The 14,705-nt window shown below is 37.9% G+C and carries 14 protein-coding genes; 6 read left to right on the forward strand and 8 right to left on the reverse strand.

The genetic code is table 11. The annotated features are described in order from the left end of the window. The first annotated feature begins 147 nt into the window (after positions 1 to 147). Positions 148 to 891, forward strand: coding sequence for an alpha/beta hydrolase (locus tag FC46_RS02945; RefSeq protein ID WP_057797677.1), 744 nt, complete (start codon positions 148 to 150; stop codon positions 889 to 891). On the opposite strand, the gene yaaA is transcribed toward FC46_RS02945, so the two are convergent. Continuing rightward, on the reverse strand, positions 888 to 1,649 hold the full coding sequence (gene yaaA / locus FC46_RS02950; RefSeq protein WP_057797679.1) for a peroxide stress protein YaaA: 762 nt from the start codon (positions 1,647 to 1,649) through the stop codon (positions 888 to 890). The genes FC46_RS02945 and yaaA overlap by 4 nt on opposite strands. Positions 1,650 to 1,702: 53 nt before the next feature. Here yaaA and FC46_RS02955 point away from each other — a divergent pair, with 53 nt between their 5' ends. Beyond that, positions 1,703 to 2,347 (forward strand): hypothetical protein, encoded by a 645-nt coding sequence (locus FC46_RS02955; protein ID WP_057797682.1) that lies wholly within the window; start codon positions 1,703 to 1,705, stop codon positions 2,345 to 2,347. A 23-nt stretch (positions 2,348 to 2,370) separates the two neighbouring features. Here FC46_RS02955 and FC46_RS02960 read toward each other — a convergent pair whose 3' ends face one another. After that, positions 2,371 to 3,183 (reverse strand): DUF4931 domain-containing protein, encoded by an 813-nt coding sequence (locus FC46_RS02960; RefSeq protein WP_057797685.1) that lies wholly within the window; start codon positions 3,181 to 3,183, stop codon positions 2,371 to 2,373. 155 nt (positions 3,184 to 3,338) lie between these two features. Between FC46_RS02960 and FC46_RS02965 the strand changes: the two genes are divergently transcribed. Both FC46_RS02965 and FC46_RS10240 read left to right on the forward strand, forming a co-directional pair. Further along, complete coding sequence (locus tag FC46_RS02965) at positions 3,339 to 4,550, forward strand: L,D-transpeptidase family protein (protein WP_057797687.1); 1,212 nt, start codon at positions 3,339 to 3,341, stop codon at positions 4,548 to 4,550. A 31-nt stretch (positions 4,551 to 4,581) separates the two neighbouring features. Then, positions 4,582 to 4,749: a hypothetical protein gene (locus FC46_RS10240; RefSeq protein WP_169787530.1), complete on the forward strand. Its 168-nt coding sequence runs from the start codon at positions 4,582 to 4,584 to the stop codon at positions 4,747 to 4,749. Positions 4,750 to 4,808: 59 nt separating this feature from the next. Here the strand turns inward: FC46_RS10240 and FC46_RS02970 are convergent, their stop codons facing one another. After that, complete coding sequence (locus tag FC46_RS02970) at positions 4,809 to 7,337, reverse strand: M1 family metallopeptidase (RefSeq protein WP_057797688.1); 2,529 nt, start codon at positions 7,335 to 7,337, stop codon at positions 4,809 to 4,811. A 207-nt stretch (positions 7,338 to 7,544) separates the two neighbouring features. On the opposite strand from FC46_RS02970, the gene FC46_RS02975 reads away from it, so the two are divergent. Further along, positions 7,545 to 7,901 carry an aggregation-promoting factor C-terminal-like domain-containing protein gene (locus FC46_RS02975; protein WP_057797690.1) on the forward strand — a complete coding sequence of 119 codons (357 nt, stop codon included), beginning with the start codon at positions 7,545 to 7,547 and terminating at the stop codon, positions 7,899 to 7,901. A gap of 72 nt (positions 7,902 to 7,973) precedes the next feature. Here FC46_RS02975 and FC46_RS02980 read toward each other — a convergent pair whose 3' ends face one another. Beyond that, positions 7,974 to 8,954: a cytochrome C5 gene (locus tag FC46_RS02980; RefSeq protein WP_157046774.1), complete on the reverse strand. Its 981-nt coding sequence runs from the start codon at positions 8,952 to 8,954 to the stop codon at positions 7,974 to 7,976. Between the two features lie 121 nt (positions 8,955 to 9,075). On the opposite strand from FC46_RS02980, the gene FC46_RS02985 reads away from it, so the two are divergent. Beyond that, positions 9,076 to 10,329, forward strand: a complete 1,254-nt coding sequence (locus tag FC46_RS02985) for an MFS transporter (protein ID WP_057797692.1) — start codon at positions 9,076 to 9,078, stop codon at positions 10,327 to 10,329. Here the strand turns inward: FC46_RS02985 and FC46_RS02990 are convergent. From FC46_RS02990 to FC46_RS03005, 4 genes are all read right to left on the reverse strand, one after another. Beyond that, complete coding sequence (locus FC46_RS02990) at positions 10,317 to 10,826, reverse strand: O-acetyl-ADP-ribose deacetylase (RefSeq protein ID WP_057797693.1); 510 nt, start codon at positions 10,824 to 10,826, stop codon at positions 10,317 to 10,319. The two genes, FC46_RS02985 and FC46_RS02990, sit on opposite strands and share 13 nt — an antisense overlap. Before the next feature lie 225 nt (positions 10,827 to 11,051). Further along, positions 11,052 to 11,909, reverse strand: a complete 858-nt coding sequence (locus FC46_RS02995; RefSeq protein ID WP_057797695.1) for a sugar ABC transporter permease — start codon at positions 11,907 to 11,909, stop codon at positions 11,052 to 11,054. 3 nt (positions 11,910 to 11,912) lie between these two features. Beyond that, entirely contained in the window at positions 11,913 to 13,271 is a 1,359-nt protein-coding gene (locus FC46_RS03000) for a carbohydrate ABC transporter permease (protein WP_057797697.1), read from the reverse strand. A gap of 67 nt (positions 13,272 to 13,338) precedes the next feature. Beyond that, positions 13,339 to 14,559 carry an extracellular solute-binding protein gene (locus tag FC46_RS03005; RefSeq protein WP_057797699.1) on the reverse strand — a complete coding sequence of 407 codons (1,221 nt, stop codon included), beginning with the start codon at positions 14,557 to 14,559 and terminating at the stop codon, positions 13,339 to 13,341. Positions 14,560 to 14,705 lie beyond the last annotated feature (146 nt).

Raw genomic sequence — 14,705 nt, forward strand, 5'->3', positions numbered from 1 at the left:
TCAATTTCTTTATTGCTAGAGATATTTTACATTTTTCTAGCTGCTTTTCAATTTTCTTAAACTATTTTCAACATAATTTTTACTTATTTAGCCCGCAAAAAGATTACAATAATAGTACAAGTTACAGGTAATTTAAAGGAGAAAATTATGGCACGCATTACGATTCAAAGAGATGGCTTAACACTTGTAGGAGAGCGCGAGGAACCATTTGGTGAAATCTACGACATGGCAATTTTGATGCATGGTTTCACCGCAAATAAAAATACACCATTATTAAGACAAATCGCCGATAACTTACGTGACGAAAACGTTGCTAGTGTTCGTTTTGATTTCGATGGTCATGGCGAAAGTGACGGCAAGTTTGAAGATATGACCGTGCCAAGTGAGATTGCTGACGCCAAGGCAATTTTAGATTATGTGAAAACCGATCCCCATGTGCGCAACATCTTCTTAATTGGACATTCTCAAGGTGGGGTTGTTGCCTCAATGCTGGCTGGTTTATACCCTGATATTATTAAAAAAGTTGTGTTAATGGCTCCAGCTGCCCAATTAAAAGATGATGCTTTAAACGGCAACACCCAAGGCACAGAATATAATCCTGACCATATTCCTAATACTGTCCCACTTCGCGGTCACAAATTAGGTGGCTTTTATTTACGTACCGCTCAAGTTTTACCAATTTATGAGATCTCTGAGCGCTACAACGGGCCTGTTTCAATTATTGTAGGCACAAATGATCAAGTTGTTGATCCTAAATACAGCCGAAAATATCACGAAGTTTACACCAACAGTCAATTAAACGAAATTGATGGAGCCGATCACTCTTTTACTGGTGAATATGAACAAAAGGCAGCCCAAATTGCTAGTGATTTCGTTAAACCATTATTCTAGCGGCGTTTGAAATCAAAATTTGTCTTAAAAATAAAATGATCTGACGTACTGCTTTGCTTATCAAATTCAAAGTCAAAATCATGAAAATCCTGCAATTCTGTAGGATTTTTTATTTGTCTTTCAGCAATAAAGCGGACCATTTCGCCGCGCGCCATCTTTGCATGGGTAGCAATTGTGCGCCACTTACCATTTTTTTCTTCTAAAAAATCAACTGTGATCATTCGTCTGTTTTCTGACAAATACGGACTAATCAAACGAGAATATTCTTTTGATGCTAAATTAATTACCAAATCATCATTTTTAAATAAAGAATCGGCTACATCGCTGCCCCAGAAATGATACAAACTGTAGTCAATAAAGCCTACCATTGGTGTTTTTAGTTCAAGGCGGTATGGACAGACTCCATCAAATGGGCGCAGTGCTCCATAAAAGCCTGACAAAATTCGCAAGTTATCTTGAATATAATCAAGCGCCGGTTCAGTAAACAAGTCCGGTGCCATATATTGATATTGAATCCCAGAAAAAGCAATAATTGCGGGCGTTAATTGATTAGCTAAATCTAATTCTTCCAATTGTTTTTGGCTAGATTCAACCACCTTATCGCTGGCATTCCACAACTGCTTTAATTCATTTGTTGTTCTTGATTTAAGAAACTCTGCCAAAATCTGCGTTTTTTCAAGAAAAGCCGGCTTAGTTTTAATTGGAAAAGTATCCAGATCGCGTTTCATTTTTTTCGCTGGAGCAATAATAATTTTCATATTTTCTCCTTTTTAGTTACAATTAACTAGAATATTTCGATGGAGGGCTTGTAATGAATCCTGATTATGCAATTGTTTTAAATTTTAAACTATCTGACCAAGATGAGCCAGACTTTGATTTTTTGGTAAAAACCGCAAGAAATATTGGTGTACGTGCAGTTAGTGGCGATGAGCGCTTAAAGAACGCATGCGAAAAATATACCATTTTTTACACAACGGAAGACAGCGGCCAAGATTTAACTGACGATAATGTCATTACCTCAATGCTGGAAAACCGCAAGAATGGCCGAAGAACTGTAATTAACATCCCTATTCAAAACGGCAATTTTTCTGAAGACGCACAAAGAATGCTTGATACAATTAATTCTTGGATGCATATGTATGGCCATGCCTTCAACGACGGAACACCTTCTGATTTAACGATTAACCAAGATGGCTTCGTTTTGAAGAACCGTCACGCCGCTTATCAACAGTATGTCTTCTTAAAAACTCCACTTCCAAAAGAAATCATCGTTTCCGGCTTAAAACAAGAACCTAACCGCGTTGAATGGATTCAAAATCGTGTTGATCTCGCCTTCAACTTTAATGATGAGCAATTAGAAATTGTCTTATCTGAGCCAGAAAAAGATTTTCCATGGCACGTTTTGCGAATTCAAGAACACCGACCTGAAGACGATCTTGCAGAAACTAAATACTAATGAAAAAGCTGATTATCAGCTTTTTATTTTTGCTCACTTTTTGAACTGCTATCAAAAAACTCTCTAAAACGCTTAGCTTCCTTTTCCAAAGTTTCTTCATCATTTACTTGCGACAACTTATAGCCGACAAAATAAGGTGGCGCTGCAAAGCGAGTAATATATTTAGCACAAATGCCGCCATCAGGACGTGGATAAAAGCAGAGATTATATGAATTGCAGCGACCGTCATACATCACATTTAGCATGTATTTAGCCGCACTCTGAATCCAATCAGCCCACAAGTTTAAATTTTCCTCTGCTTCATCTAACAAGTTAATATTGAGTTCGGTATAGCCTTGAACTGGATGAGTTGCAACATTTACCTCAACTTTTTCATTATTAAAAACTTTCTCACCTTCAAAGTTGTTAGGATGAACATACTTGTAGCCATTTTCGTGATCTAGACCCACAATTTGCATGTGCGGATGAATTAAGGAGCCACCTGAAAGCGGACCGAAATTTTTATACCATAATACTGATTGATACTTGCCTGACCCATTCATCTTTTTAAAACAAGATAAAGAAAACTTGATCAACTTGCGATTATATTCTTTAGTATAAGTTGAAATGTCACCGTTGTGATCACTCGATTCAATTAACACCGTTTGCGTCGTATCACGCAAAGTTGGATATTTATTGTGCAGCCAGATCATTTCTTCTTTTTGTTCATAAATGTCAGTTAAGTTTTCAACATCACAAAATGGACAAATCCGCTTTTTTGGGTCAACTTTCTTGCGATAAGATTGTGGTTTACCCTTAGCAATACTTAATTCAAACACTAATGGATCATTCAACATTTTTCTCATCCCTTTTTGTTTTTCTAAACTTTAATTATAATGATTCTGTTGTATTATTTCATATAGGAAGTTTATTACTTTACTATCTCATCAAGAGATGATAAACTGTTTGCTATCAAACATTTATTCGCTAAAACAATAAAGAGTTGAAGGAAATGCAATCAAGAAGAAATCTAAGAAAGAGAAACAATCGTAATAACATTTTATTAATTGTCGGTGGAATTATCGTGGTCTTGGTGATTGTGGGTGGCTTAGTTATCCATAACAATCGCGTAGCTAGCGAAGCAAAAGCTAGAAAATTTGCAACAAACCACTTTAATCCAAATGTAAGTATTTATGGTGTTAAGGTCGGTAACTTAACTATCAATAAGGCTACTGAGAAGATTAACAAAAAAGCTGTTAACTCAGTTCACTTAAAGAATGACAAGATCGTGCTTGAACGTGATCCATCAATCCAAACGATCACTAAATCTGAAGTGAAGTCTTACTTTGACAAGCAACACACTGATACGCCTAACAACAATAAGTACACTTATCAATCAAAGGAATTTGATACTGCCATGAAAAAATTAAATCAAATTAACAAATCTAGTGTTACTTACACAGTTGGTGGTAAGAAATTCGTTTTGAAGGCCGACGACTTAATCAAAGAGGCCACTTATAAGAATGGTAAATACAATTTTGAAGACACTTCCGCTTTAACGGCTAAACTTAAGCAAATGAACCAAGAAGTATCTACTCTTCACAAGAGTTACAAGTTTACTGTTCCTTCTGGTAACAAAGTTAATGGCAAAACCATTACAGTTAAGAATGAAAGCTACGGCTGGGGCATCTACGAAAAGAAGGCTCAAGCAGCAATCGAAGACGCTTTTATGAACAACAAAAAATCAGTTGATGGTTCTAACTACATTTATGGTCTTGGCTACAGTACTTATGCTCACGGTTACGGCAAGAGTAACAATGGAATTGGCAAAAATTACATCGTTGTTTCTATCAAAAATCAAGAAATGTGGATTGTTAGAAACAATAAAGTAGTTGTCCACTTGAATGATGTCGTAACTGGTACTTACAACGGCGGTAAGGGCAATCGAACTCCTACCGGGGTTTGGTACATCCAATACAAGGAATCACCAAGCACTCTTCGCGGTACCAACGATGACGGCTCAAGCTATGCTTCAAAAGTTCAATACTGGATGCCATTTACTTTAAGTGGCTGTGGTTTCCATGATGCTAGTTGGAGAACTGACTGGAGCAAGACCGCTTATCTTCGCGGAGGATCACATGGTTGTGTTAACATTCGTCCTAGTGAAGTTCGCAGCGTTTGGCGCAATGTTTCAAAAGATCAGCCTGTAATTGTTTATAACTAATAGTGATATATAGATATAGTTGGTTAATTTTATGAATAAAATCAATTTAATTATCATTGGTGTTGTTTTTCTAGTAATTGCCGAAATTTCAGCTTTACGAGCAATGAGTAAGCAAAATAAAACATCATCTGATAAAGCATTAGCAATTATTTTTCTGATCTTTGGTCTTTTGATCACTGTTATCGGTATTTTTAAATAATTGCTTACAAAAAGAGCTTGAGAAAAATCTCAAGCTCTTTATTTTTGTCTTATTTTATCTTATAAAGTTTCTTTAACAGCAGCATTAACTGCGCTAGATTCAGCTTCAATCAAGTCTACTCTAGTTTCGATAACCTTAGTGTCCATTAAGATTTCACGATGCAATAATTGAACGTCAAGTTTTGGTTCAAAGAATTCTTTAAATTCCTTCAATCTTTCTGGAGTTCTGAAGACTCTTGAAATGACAGTAATGAAAGTAGCAAATTCCATGTCACCACCAACTGTCTTATCAAGCCAATCCCAGTCTTCTCTAATCCAATTCCAAGCTGCTTGTTCACCCTTGTGGTTAGATAAGAGACCACTAAACCAACTTCTCAAGTCTTGTGGCTTTACCACATCAGCATTTTCAAAGTATCCAACGATCTTCTTGATTTCGGCATCATCTTGAGCATCAGTAATTGCACTACGCAAATCAGCCTTGAATGATGCATCAGCAGTCTTTTGGTATTCCTTAACCAACTTATCAATCAAAGAATCAGTGCCATACTTCTTAACTTCATTTGCCAACACGCTCAACCGAATTTCAGCGTTCATTCCTTCCAAGTTATCCTTGTTATCTTCGAAAACTTGGTGAGCAGCCTTGATAGTATCAGGGTTTTCTGCATAAAGACTTGCTGAAATTTCGTATGGGCGAATTTGAACATCATCGTCGCTTTCGCCATCTTTAGCTTCAAAACCAAGACGAGCTACTTGCTTCTCAGATAATTCATCGTAGAACTTCTTCAAGTTCTTTTCTTCATCTGATTCTGGCTTAACGAATTGACGCAAACCTGCAGCAGTAGTGTACAAAGCATTGATTACTAAGCTTGACTTAGAATCTGCGAACTTCTTAAGAAGTGGCACAATCTTAGCGTAAGAAATTTGCTTACCTTCAGCAAGCAATCTCAAATCTTGAAGAACTTGCAACTTAGCAATGTTGTCCAAGTTATCAACATCATTCAAGATGTCATCTAATAATTGATCGTCATACTTAACGATGAAGTGTGAACTATTACCAACGTTAAGGCGTAATGGATGGCCAGCCTTTTCACGCAATTCTTTGTAATCACCTAAGTCAAGTTCAGTTTCCTTCATAATCTTAGGTGCATCGAAGTTTGCGTTCAAAGGAATTTGCCAAGTTCTACCAGCTTCCTTACCTTCACCGATGAAGAATTGCTTTTGGCTCAATACTAAATGACCAGCTTCATTAACCTTAGCGCTAACAACTGGGTAGCCAGGTTGCTTAAGCCAAGTATGCATGATTTCTGCGATGTTCAAGTCAGTTGCGGTTGATAAAGCATTCCATAAGTCGTCACCAGTGGTGTTGCCGTACTTATGATGGTCGAAGTAGTACTTAAGACCCTTGCGAAGTGCATCATCACCAAGAAGAGCACGAACCATTACCAACATTCTTGAACCCTTAGCATAAACAATCGCACCATCAAAGGCAGAATCGATATCAGCTGGATCGTTAATTTCCATTTGAATTGGTTGAACACCATCAGTCGCATCACGGCGTAAAGCTTGTGGAGCTTCGCTAGTTTGGAACAATTCCCAGATATGCCAGTCAGGTTCTAATCCGTCAACTGACAAGTATTCCATCATGTTAGCGAAACTTTCGTTAAGCCATAAGTTGTCCCACCACTTCATAGTTACCAAGTCACCGAACCATTGGTGAGCTAATTCGTGAGTAATTACTGTAGCAACCAGCTTCTTCATTTGTAATGAAGTGTTGTCTGGATCCAAGAGAAGATATGCTTCACGGTAAGTTACAAGACCCCAGTTTTCCATAGCACCAGCTGAGAAGTCTGGTAAAGCAAGTTGCCATGAATTTGGTAATGGGTATTTAGTTTGGTAGAATTCTTCGTAAAATTCAATTGCGCGTTTAGCAATATCTAATGCAAAGTCTAATTCCTTAGGCTTGTGAGCCTTAGTAGCAAAAACGCCGACCTTAACGCCATCTTTAGTTTCAGTTAACTTAGATTGCAATTCACCAAAAGCGAAGGCAACAAGATAACTTGACATGCGAACAGTTTCTTCAAAGTGGTGAACACCATCTTCAACACTTTTTTCTGGCATGTTAGCTAAAGCAATTTCACCAGGTTGTTCATCCCATTTAAGTGACAAAGTGAACGTAGCCTTAGCTTCTGGTTCATCGACACATGGAAATGCTTGACGAGCAAAAGTGGTTTCAAATTGTGTACCAATAATTTGCTTCTTTTCACCATTAAGTTCGTAATATGAAGGATAAATTCCCATCATTGTGTCAGTTAATGGTGCAGTATAATCGATCGCAATAATGGTAGTACCAGTTCTACCTAATTCAATCTTAATTGCTTCATCTTCATCACTAACAGTAAATGGTACATCTTCACCATCTGCACGAACAGCTGAAACAGTCATAAATTTTTGACTGATTAACACTGTATCTTCTTGAGCTTCACCAGTGATAGTTGAAGTACCAGAAATCAACTTCTTTTCACGGTTAACATCGATATATAGATCGTAATGTTCTGGATGAAAAGTTTCATAAAAACGTTTTACCGCCATAGTTTTCCTCCTAAATTTCTATCGTATTCTCTTAAATTCTACCAAAAATAGGCTATTAAACCCATTTATATGTCATTTTTTGCCAAAAAACGACGATTGTAAGAACTACGTTTTCGTTTTGTAACAAAGCTGTCATATTTCCACTGTAGTATATAAGCATAGTCATTAAGAAATAAATAATTAATTTTGGGGAATGAAATAAAAAATATGAAAAACGTTAAATCTAATTTGGTAAAATTTATTGCTGCTTTAGCACTTGCCTTTGCCGCGGTGGTTGCAGTTCAAACTATTACTAACAACAATAATTCAAGTGTTCAAACTGTTCAAGCTGCTAAGTCTTCAGCTGAAAAAGCTGCTAAGAGATGGATCGCAATGCGTGAATCAGGTGGTAGCTACTACGCTAGAAACGGTTCTTGTTACGGTAAGTACCAATTATCAATTGGTTACCTTGGCGGCGACTTGTCACCAAAGAATCAAGAACGTGTTGCTGATAGATACGTTTACGGTCGTTATGGTTCATGGGTTAACGCTAAGAGATTTTGGTTAGCACACCACTGGTACTAAGACGAATTCTATAATTCCCAAATATAAAAAGAAAAGGTTAGGAAATAATCCTAGCCTTTTCCTTTTGTCTTCTTATTCAAAATTATCTTGTTTGATAAAGCGATATAGTGCAATCCCAAATACCAGAATTGAACAAGCAATTGCAACATACGCCATCGTTCCGATTGAGACCGCGTTAGAGGCAGCTTGAACACTCATATTATTTTCCACACCATAAGCTGTCACCCATTTACGCATTAAAGTTGGGGTTAAGCCGAATGCAATCATTGAAACAATTGATGCTCCTAAAGTCACATTACGAGAATATGGTTCTCTGAAGAATTGCGCTAACAAACACACTGCTGGTGCAATCATTAATAGGAAAATCCAGGTAATGATCCAACGACCGGAAGATGATTCCATCATTTGGGCACTATTAGTTGCATAACGATACGAGCCCCATAGCGATCCACCAGATATGGTATTAAGTAAACTTAAAAAGTACGCTCCTTGCTGACCAATACCACCACCGTGAGTAGTAAGAAGGCCCTCAACAACATTTAAACTATCGGTTGATCCAGCTGAAGAGAAGTTAACAGCCACAACTTGACGCATATATGTTGATAAAAACATCAAGACAGCTCCACCTAGTTGCAGTGCTTTAAGCATACTTAGTTTTCTTGAAGCCTTCATGTGAAATTCTAAACTGAGAACTCGATCTGGGTGATGGCTGCGACCGATAATGAAGATACCGATTATCACTAAGATAAAGAGAATGATTAAGCCCCACCAGAATTTAATCATTCCCATAAAAATTGTTAAAACAATTAAAGCAACTGCGACATATGGCCGATCAGAGAATATCTTCCAGAAGTTTAATTGAACTTGATGATGTTCTTTTCTGCTAGTTGTAGCCGTATTTAGAGAAATATTTTCTTGAGCATTTCTGCGTGCTTCTCTAAACTGCCGTCGATCATCTGCACGACCACGCGTATATTTATTTTTTGAGACATCAGCACTATTTTGACCATGCTGCTTTTTCATTCGGTATTCACGTCTGGATATATGTGCCATAGATTTTCTCCCTTCTAGAATCACAATAATAGCATATCTGGACCCCATTTTAGTCTTTCTATGGGAAATTTTAATGAAAAAATTTGTGCTAAAATGAACCTAACTTATTTATTTGAGAGAGATGACCTTTTTGCAAAAATCTGCATCATACAAATTACCTGCTGGCTGGCATAAAGCATTCTACACTTTATGGCTTGGCTGCTTCATCACTGGTATGGGATATTCAATGACCATGCCTTTTATTTCGCTGTTTATTTCTGATTTGGGGAATTACAGCAAACTGCAGATTAACCTTTATTCTGGTTTAGCTTTCGCCATGACTTTTATCGCTCAGGCGATTGTTTCACCATATTGGGGTAATCTAGCTGACCGTAAAGGTAGAAAATTGATGTGTATGCGAGCTTCTGGCGTAATGGCATTAACCATCACCTTAACAGGTCTTGCACCTAACGCAATTTATATCGTTGTTATGCGCTTTATTCAAGGAGCTTTTTCTGGTTATATTAACAACGCTACCGCCTTGATCGCTGGGGAAACACCGCGACAAAGAAGCGGCTGGGTTATGAGTCAAATGATGACTGCAGGTACTGCCGGTAACTTAGTTGGTCCGCTTCTAGGAGGGGCTTTGTCCAGCTTCTTCGGTAATTGGCTCGGAGGGGCCTGGGGCTACCGTATCCCCTTCTTTATCACTGGATTCTTAATGTTCCTAGTATTTTTAGGAACTACTTTTTTAGTTCATGAAGAATTCACCCCAATTTCTCGTGAAAAGATGAAACCAATGGGTGAAATCATGAAAGGTTTGCCTAGCGTGAAGCTGATTGTGGTGATGTTCATTACTACAATGCTGGTACAATCTTCAACGATGTCAATTGATCCAATTGTGTCACTCTACGCTAAATCAATGATGCCAAATGGCAAAAATGTTGCTTTAGTAGCCGGAGTCGTTGCAGCAACACCAGGTCTTGGGACTTTACTTGCTGCATCAAAGATTGGCCACAAGATGGATGAAGTTGGACCATTACGTGTTTTAAGAATTGGTTTGGTCGTCGGCTTCATTTTGTTCATTCCGATGGCCTTAACCAATAACCCTTGGGTACTTGCGGGGCTTAGATTCTTGCTGGGAATTGCAAGTGCGGGAATGTTGCCAGCTGCTCAGACAGTTTTAACTTTGAATACACCCAAAGAAAGTTTTGGTCGAATTTTCTCATACAATCAATCTTTCCAGGCAATTGGCGCGGTTCTTGGTTCATTAATGGGATCTACAATTTCGGGTTTATCAAACTATGCAACCGTCTTTTGGGTAACAGGATTTACGCTGCTGCTCAACTTCTTGTTGGTATTGATTTTTGCTTGGGGTATTTCTTATCGCAAATAATTTACAAGAATTTTTTCCATTTGCTTATCAAAAGCACACAATGAAATGTCCATCTCATAAGATGGATTTTTTTGTAGCCATTTTTTGCAAGTATTCACTGCCACTTCCGCCGCATCATCAGCTGGATAGCCATATACGCCGGTTGAAATAGACGAAAAAATGATACTGTGTAAATTATTCTTTTTAGCTAGATCTAAGCTGTTACGATAGCAATCAGCTAATAATTGCGCATCTTCTTCTGGCGCATGGAAGCGATAAATTGGACCAACTGTGTGGATAACATGTTTAGCTGGTAAATTGTAACCTTTCGTGATTTTGGCTTCACCGGTATCGCAGCCGTGCAGAGTTTTACATTCAGCTAAAAGTTCGGGACCGGCTGCAGCATGAATTGCGCCGTCCACTCCGCCGCCACCAAGTAGTGATTTATTTGCGGCATTAACGATCGCATCTGCCGCCATTTTAGTGATATCACCTTGAACAATTTTGATTTCTGACATTTTGTTTTCCTTTCTAATTGAAGTTAATTTAAATTGAAGCTGTATTTCCCAATATAATTTAAGTTAACTTAAATTATATAGTGGTTTTGGCAAATAGTTTAAGTTAACTTAAATTATGTAGCAAAATAGATAAAAGATTGAAGTTAATTTAAATTATATTTCCACACCAAAAGAGCGCTCCTATTGGGGGCGCTCTTTTTTAGCATAAGCATCATCAAGTTGAATCTAACCTTTGTCCGCACCAGCAGTAATTCCGTTAACGTAGAACTTCTGCATGAAGATGAACAAGATAGTAATAGGAATCGCGATAATTACACATCCTGCAACGAATTGTGCGAAGTAGGCAGTCGCATTACCCTTTGCTGTGTGGACCATGTTATAAAGTCCGTAAGCAATGGTGTAGTCCTTAGCATTTCCTGAGGTTGAAAGAATAATACCTGAGAAAATGAAGTCTGTCCAAGGTGCGATGAATGCTGTTAAAGCTGTATAAACAATCATTGGCTTTGAAAGTGGTAAACCAATGTGAACGAATACTTGCCACTTAGTAGCACCGTCAATTTCGGCAGCTTCATCAATTGCCCGAGGAATAGTATCAAAGAATCCTTTAGCAACGTAGAAACCAAGTCCGGCACCACCTACATAAACAAGGAATAAACCAAAGAGGTTTAACATGTCCAAACCCTTTAAAATGTAGTAAAGAGCGATCATTGACATGAAGCCTGGGAACATCCCCAAGACTAACGCAATTTGTAAGAATGGCTTTCTGAATGCAAAGCGAAGACGAGACAATACATAAGCAACTGAGATTGTTAAGAATGTTGAAACAATCATTGAAGCGACTGAAACGATCAAAGTATTAATAATCCAGTTAACAAATGGATATTGTGGGTTCGTAAAGATACCTATATAGTTTTGTAAAGTAAACTGGTCAGGCCAGAATGTTGATACGAATCCAGTATCGTTATATGAAAAACTAGCTAAGACGATCCAGATAATCGGTAAAATCCAAAGAATAGCTAAAATAGTTAAAAGAATATACCGAAAGATTAATGAGAGCCGTCTTTGATGTGTGTAAGACTTCATGTGTTAGCCCTCCTTGTACGCATTAGTGTGTCTGTAAGCAATTAATGATACAACCGCACTAATAATAAAGATCAAAATACCTAAAACAGCAGATGCGTTGTAACGTTGTTCTTGACCAAACGTCAAGTTATATAACCACGTTACCAGCAAGTCGGTTGACCCGGCTCCGTTATACTTACTGTTCATTGGTGCACCACCGGTCAGCAAGAAGATAACGTTGAAGTTGTTGATGTTACCGATAAACTGTTGAATAAGTGATGGAGCCATTACAAATAAAATTTGAGGGAAAGTAATGGATCTAAAGATTTGAACAGCGTTGGCACCATCGATCTTAGCAGCTTCAATCTGATCAGTTGGCAAGTTTTGAATAATAGCAGTTGAAACCAGCATTGATACAGGAATACCGATCCACATGTTAACAATAATAACAGTGATACGAGCCACTAATGGAGAAGCTTGGTTATCAATAAAGTGAATTGGTGAACTAATCAAGTGTAAGTTCATCAAGATGTTGTTCAAAGCACCTTGGTAGTCCAAGAATTGTGCCATCATCAATAATGATACGAATTGTGGCACAGCCCAAACTAATACAAAGATAGTTCTCCAAAATGCCTTATGTTTAATGCCCTTTGATTCGATCAGCAATGCAAGAAGGACACCAAAGAAGAATGTAGTTGCAGTAGCAAGTACAGCCCAAATTAAAGTCCAACCCAAAACTGGGAAGAATGTCCCGGCCAAGTCACCATCAAGAACAGTGCCAAATGCTTGGAAACCAGTCCAAGAGAAGGCAATTGGGTGTTGACGGTTATAGTTGGTAAAGGCCATCGAAATCATGAAAACGGTAGGTAAAACCGTAAAGAACAAGATACCAAGTAATGGCACAACCATTAAAGTTGAGTGCAAACGAGTATCGAATAAACTCTTAAGTTCTTCAATGTTAGATGGAATATGTTCACCATCACGCTTCAGAATGTAATTGTGTTTTGTTGAACGTAAGTTAACAATGTAAAGGTAAATCATTGCAATACACAAGATAATTGCCAATACACCGAACAGCAGAATTAAAACTGAATTTGATGGCTGTTTTGTGACGTACACACCTTGTGCAGCATCATAGACAACCTTCTTGGTCTTAATAGTACCTAAAGTAGTTAGCATACTTAAAGCTGAGATACCACTGAAGATGAACCAAACAAGGAAAATAATTTCTGATAATAAGAGTGCCAGACCCTTAACCCATTGTTTGTTAGCTAAAGCGTTGCTACCCATTATAAAGAATGATAATTTGGTAGCAATATCGCCTTTGCTCCATACTTCACCGTAACTAGCTTTAGGAGCCACATGCTTCTTTCGTTTAAACATAATTTCTCCCCTTTTCAAGCCAAAGTTTAGACAGATGAAATTTAGCCTATGCTTGTTTATTAATTAATTATTTCTTTTCAATACTCTTAGCAAGCTTGTTAAGTTGTGCCTTGTATTGGCTTGGCTTAATCTTGCCATCGTAAGTACCACTGATTAATGGAGCTGCGTTGTTCCAGAATGTTGCCATTTGTGGAAGCTTAGGTTGCAATACTGAGTTACCTGGCTTAGCCATTTCGATTACAGCTTCTGCAACTGGGTCGCTCTTAACAGCACTTGAGTTTACAGCACTCTTAAGTACAGGAATTTGACCAGCTTCTTTATGAGCAATCAATTGTGCCTTCTTGTTAGTAATGTAAGCAGCTAAATCTGAAGCAGCCTTAGCATTCTTAGTGTGTGAGTTAATAGCAAAGCCTTCAATACCAAGGAATGCTTCCATTTGCTTAGTCTTGCCACCAATTTCAATAGTTGGGTACTTAGCAACTGCGAAGTTCTTACCTAAAATCTTCTTGATGTTAGCAGCGTTCCAAGGACCATCCAAGATAGCCTGTGCATTACCCTTCTTCAATTGGTTCAATGCGTTTGAAGTTTGCATTACGCCCTTGTTGTTCTTTTGAGCTGCGTACCACTTCAAAGCGTTAACACCGTTTTGTGAGTTGAAAGTTGAACCCTTAAGTTGTTCACCGTCTGAACCGAATAACTTAGTACCTGCTGAGAACATTACTGGCCACATTACGTATGCGTTAGTAAAGTCGGTAGCAACTACACCCTTTGAAGTCAAAGTCTTCCAGTCCTTAACGTCTTCAGCTGAAAGCTTAGACTTGTTGTAGTAAATAGTTTGTGCTTGTTGTGCATATGGATATGCGTAAACCTTGTTCTTCCAAGTTACACCAGTAGCGGCAACATCGATGTAGTTATTCTTAATATCTTTAGTAGCTGATGGTGAAAGTGGGTTAATGTAACCAGCTTCAGCCATTTGGCCTAATTGGTCATTAGGAACTTCAAATACATCGGCAGCCTTTGATGGGTCTTTACCAACATCAGTCTTAGCGTTAGCAGAACCATTTGGACTTTGAACAACACGAACCTTGATGTTCTTGTTCTTCTTAGTAAAGTCCTTAGCAATTTGCTTGTAGTAAGGTACTTGTTCAGTATCTACCCAAAGAGTTAAGTTAGCTTTCTTGTTGCTACTTGATGAATCTGAATTACTTGAGCCGTTTGAACATGCTGCAAGTGACATAGCTGCTAAAACAGCTGTACTACCTAAAGCCAATTTTTTCCAAAACTTCATGACTTTAATCCTCCTAAAAAAATCAAAACAATATTCAATTACAATGCAGTTCAGTCTGCTGTTGTAAGCATTAATTAACTAAAGACAATTAATTAACAATTGCCTTAGTGGTTTCTTTGTCAAAGAAGTGTGCCTTGTTTACATCA

This window comes from Lactobacillus kalixensis DSM 16043 (genome assembly GCF_001434335.1).
Lineage (GTDB): Bacteria > Bacillota > Bacilli > Lactobacillales > Lactobacillaceae > Lactobacillus > Lactobacillus kalixensis.

Coding starts and splice junctions, on each gene's coding strand:
- FC46_RS02980 (WP_157046774.1), bottom strand. CDS start 8,954: ATGGCACATATATCCAGACGTGAATACCGAATGAAAAAGCAGCATGGT.
- yaaA (WP_057797679.1), bottom strand. CDS start 1,649: ATGAAAATTATTATTGCTCCAGCGAAAAAAATGAAACGCGATCTGGAT.
- FC46_RS02965 (WP_057797687.1), top strand. CDS start 3,339: ATGCAATCAAGAAGAAATCTAAGAAAGAGAAACAATCGTAATAACATT.
- FC46_RS10240 (WP_169787530.1), top strand. CDS start 4,582: ATGAATAAAATCAATTTAATTATCATTGGTGTTGTTTTTCTAGTAATT.
- FC46_RS02955 (WP_057797682.1), top strand. CDS start 1,703: ATGAATCCTGATTATGCAATTGTTTTAAATTTTAAACTATCTGACCAA.
- FC46_RS02995 (WP_057797695.1), bottom strand. CDS start 11,909: ATGAAGTCTTACACACATCAAAGACGGCTCTCATTAATCTTTCGGTAT.
- FC46_RS02970 (WP_057797688.1), bottom strand. CDS start 7,337: ATGGCGGTAAAACGTTTTTATGAAACTTTTCATCCAGAACATTACGAT.
- FC46_RS02990 (WP_057797693.1), bottom strand. CDS start 10,826: ATGTCAGAAATCAAAATTGTTCAAGGTGATATCACTAAAATGGCGGCA.
- FC46_RS02975 (WP_057797690.1), top strand. CDS start 7,545: ATGAAAAACGTTAAATCTAATTTGGTAAAATTTATTGCTGCTTTAGCA.
- FC46_RS03000 (WP_057797697.1), bottom strand. CDS start 13,271: ATGTTTAAACGAAAGAAGCATGTGGCTCCTAAAGCTAGTTACGGTGAA.
- FC46_RS02985 (WP_057797692.1), top strand. CDS start 9,076: ATGACCTTTTTGCAAAAATCTGCATCATACAAATTACCTGCTGGCTGG.
- FC46_RS03005 (WP_057797699.1), bottom strand. CDS start 14,559: ATGAAGTTTTGGAAAAAATTGGCTTTAGGTAGTACAGCTGTTTTAGCA.
- FC46_RS02945 (WP_057797677.1), top strand. CDS start 148: ATGGCACGCATTACGATTCAAAGAGATGGCTTAACACTTGTAGGAGAG.
- FC46_RS02960 (WP_057797685.1), bottom strand. CDS start 3,183: ATGTTGAATGATCCATTAGTGTTTGAATTAAGTATTGCTAAGGGTAAA.